The organism is Streptomyces glaucescens (genome assembly GCF_002154375.1).
GTDB classification, from domain to species: Bacteria; Actinomycetota; Actinomycetes; order Streptomycetales; family Streptomycetaceae; genus Streptomyces; species Streptomyces glaucescens.
The window spans coordinates 1-2945 of the sequence record NZ_MUND01000843.1 but is presented as its reverse complement, the minus strand read 5'-3'; the positions used below and the strand labels follow the sequence as shown (position 1 = coordinate 2945).

Below are 2945 nucleotides of genomic sequence, written 5' to 3'. Positions count from 1 at the left end.
TCCCGCTGAGCTAATCGTCCTCGGTACCACGACCACTCCATGGAGCGGATCATGGGCACTGCGTGCGCGATACTGGGATTGAACCAGTGACCTCTTCCGTGTCAGGGAAGCGCTCTCCCGCTGAGCTAATCGCGCGGGTGGGATCTTCGAGGAGATCCAGGATCCGAAGATCCAGTGGACGATACTGGGATTGAACCAGTGACCTCTTCCGTGTCAGGGAAGCGCTCTCCCGCTGAGCTAATCGTCCTTGGAGGTGGAGACGGGATTTGAACCCGTGTAGACGGCTTTGCAGGCCGTTGCCTCGCCTCTCGGCCACTCCACCAGGAGTGTAGAGGATCGGAAAGATCCCCTGTTCCTGCGAGCGGACGACGAGGTTCGAACTCGCGACCTCAACCTTGGCAAGGTTGCGCTCTACCAACTGAGCTACGTCCGCCTGTCGTTTCGGTCCGCTTCCGCGTCCCGGCGACGTGTTGAACTCTAGCGGATTCCCCGGCCAGTACAAAAACGCGTTTGTGCAGCGTGCTGCGGTGCACCGGCCGAAGGACCCGGTCCGGCCGTCCGCAGGTCACGCCGGGGCCACCCGCCGGACACCCGCCATAGACTCGACAGCGTGCTCGACCTCGCTCCTCTCGCCCGCTTCGGCGACCGTGTCGCCACCGGCCTCCTCGACGTCACAGACGATCCCGCGGCTCTTGACTCCACCGGCTTCTGGGCCGTCGCCGCGGACTTCGAGGGCCGCCTGACCTGCGCCCGTTTCGCGGACGTACACGAGCGGCCGGTGCCCGCCCCCGCGCCGGGAGCCTGGCGGGGCCCCGCGGCCGGCGACTGGACGTCCTCCCTCGACCGCGCCGGGTACACCGCGGGCGTACGGCGGATCCGTGAGCACATCGCGGCCGGCGAGGTCTACCAGGCGAACCTCTGCCGCGTCCTCTCCGCGCCGGTCGACCCCGGCGCGGACGTGGACGCCCTCACCGCGCTGCTCGCCCGCGGCAACCCGGCGCCGTACGCGGGAACGATCCGCCTGCCGGAGCACGGGGTGGAGATAGCCACCGCCTCCCCGGAGCTGTTCCTGCGCCGGGAGGGGCGGACCATCGAGTCCGGGCCGATCAAGGGCACCGGCCGCACCGAGGCGGACCTCCTGGAGAAGGACTACGCCGAGAACGTGATGATCGTGGACCTGGTCCGCAACGACCTCGGGCGGGTCTGCGCCACCGGCAGCGTCACCGTCCCCGAGCTGTGCGTCGTGGAGAAGCACCCCGGGCTGGTCCACCTCGTCTCCACCGTGCGCGGGGAGCTGCGCGACGGCGCCGGCTGGCCGGAGACGCTGGCCGCCGCCTTCCCGCCCGGCTCGGTCACCGGCGCCCCCAAGCCGAGCGCCCTGCGGATCATCGACGCGCTGGAGACCGCCCCGCGCGGCCCCTACTGCGGCGGCATCGGCTGGGTCGACGCCGACCGGGGCGTGGGAGAGCTGGCCGTCGGCATCCGCACCTTCTGGATCGACCGCGCCGTCGGGGGCGGGCCCCTGCTGCGGTTCGGCACCGGCGCCGGGATCACCTGGGGCTCGGACCCCGAGGGCGAGTGGCGGGAGACCGAGCTGAAGGCGTCGCGGCTGCTCGCGGTAGCGTCGGGTGCGTACGAGGCCATGGAGAGGTACTGACGTGCCGCGTGGCACGGTGCCCGGCGAAACGATGCGAGGTAGGGACCAGTGAAGGTTTGGCTCGACGGCGGGCTCGAGGACAGCGAGTCCGCCCGTGTCTCCGTCTTCGACCACGGGCTCACCGTGGGCGACGGCATCTTCGAGACCGTGAAGGCGGTGGACGGCCGCCCCTTCGCGCTCACCCGCCACCTCGACCGGCTCACCCGCTCCGCCCGCGGCCTGGGCCTGCCCGACCCCGACCTCGACGAGGTCCGCCGAGCCTGCGCCGCCGTCCTGGAGGCCAACCCGATGCCGCTGGGCCGGCTGCGCATCACCTACACCGGCGGCCACGGCCCGCTCGGCTCCGACCGCGGCGAGGCCGGCCCCACCCTGGTCGTCGCGCTCGGTGAGGCCGCTCGCCGGCCCGACTCCACGGCCGTGATCACCGTGCCGTGGACCCGCAACGAGCGCAGCGCGCTCGCCGGCCTGAAGACCACCTCGTACGGCGAGAACGTCGTCGCTCTCGCCCGCGCCCACGAACAGGGCGCCTCCGAGGCGCTGTTCGCCAACACCGTCGGTGAGCTCTGCGAGGGCACCGGGTCGAACGTCTTCGTCGTCCTGGACGGCGAGATCCACACCCCGCCGCTCGCCTCCGGCTGCCTCGCGGGCATCACCCGCGAGCTGACGATCGAGTGGACCGGCGCCAGGGAGACCGACCTCCCGCTGGACGTCCTGGAGAGCGCCGACGAGGTCTTCCTCACCTCGACCCTGCGGGACGTCCAGGCCGTGCACCGCGTCGACGGCCGCGAACTGCCCGGCACGGCGGGCCCGGTGACGGCCAAAGCCATGCGGATCTTCGAGGAGCGCTCAGGGGACGACCTCGACCCCTGACGGCCGCGATATTCGGCTGTCCCGGGGCCCCGGCCGGGGTAGAACACGGGTAATGACCACGACCCTACGGCCGACCGGGCCGCTCCAGCAGCACGCCGACGGGACGCGCTCGCGCCACTACCAGGTGTGCGTGAACAGCCGCCCCGTCGGCGTCCTCCACCTCGGCACCTCCGCCGCCTTCGGCGACTCGGTGGCGTGCGTCCGCGATGTGCGCATCGAGGAACCCGACCGCAGACGCGGCCGGGGCACGGTGGCCCTGCTCGCCGCGGAGGAGGTGGCGCGCGGCTGGGGCTGCACCCGCATCGAGACGACCGTCCCCGCCGACGCCGGGCCCGCCCTGCGGCTCGCCCAGGCGCTCGGCTACGCCGTCCGCAACCGGGGCATGGAGAAACGGCTCGGCGACAGCCCGCCCGCCCTG

General features: G+C 72.1%; 3 protein-coding genes and 4 tRNA genes. 3 read left to right on the top strand and 4 right to left on the bottom strand.

What is annotated here, in order from left to right:
• Positions 1 to 63 precede the first annotated feature (63 nt).
• From CCN42_RS38170 to CCN42_RS38155, 4 genes are all read right to left on the bottom strand, one after another.
• A tRNA-Val gene (locus CCN42_RS38170) sits at positions 64 to 135 on the bottom strand.
• A gap of 40 nt (positions 136 to 175) precedes the next feature.
• Positions 176 to 247, bottom strand: a tRNA-Val gene (locus CCN42_RS38165).
• A gap of 1 nt (position 248) precedes the next feature.
• Positions 249 to 322 (bottom strand) — tRNA-Cys (locus CCN42_RS38160).
• A 38-nt stretch (positions 323 to 360) separates the two neighbouring features.
• Positions 361 to 433, bottom strand: a tRNA-Gly gene (locus CCN42_RS38155).
• A gap of 177 nt (positions 434 to 610) precedes the next feature.
• Between CCN42_RS38155 and CCN42_RS38150 the strand changes: the two genes are divergently transcribed.
• The 3 genes from CCN42_RS38150 to CCN42_RS38140 all read left to right on the top strand — a co-directional run.
• Positions 611 to 1657 carry a chorismate-binding protein gene (locus CCN42_RS38150; protein ID WP_086741822.1) on the top strand — a complete coding sequence of 349 codons (1047 nt, stop codon included), beginning with the start codon at positions 611 to 613 and terminating at the stop codon, positions 1655 to 1657.
• 48 nt (positions 1658 to 1705) lie between these two features.
• Positions 1706 to 2527 carry an aminotransferase class IV gene (locus CCN42_RS38145; protein WP_086741821.1) on the top strand — a complete coding sequence of 274 codons (822 nt, stop codon included), beginning with the start codon at positions 1706 to 1708 and terminating at the stop codon, positions 2525 to 2527.
• A 52-nt stretch (positions 2528 to 2579) separates the two neighbouring features.
• Positions 2580 to 2945, top strand: a 366-nt coding sequence (locus CCN42_RS38140) for a GNAT family N-acetyltransferase (RefSeq protein ID WP_143662177.1), incomplete at its 3' end; no start/stop codon positions are given.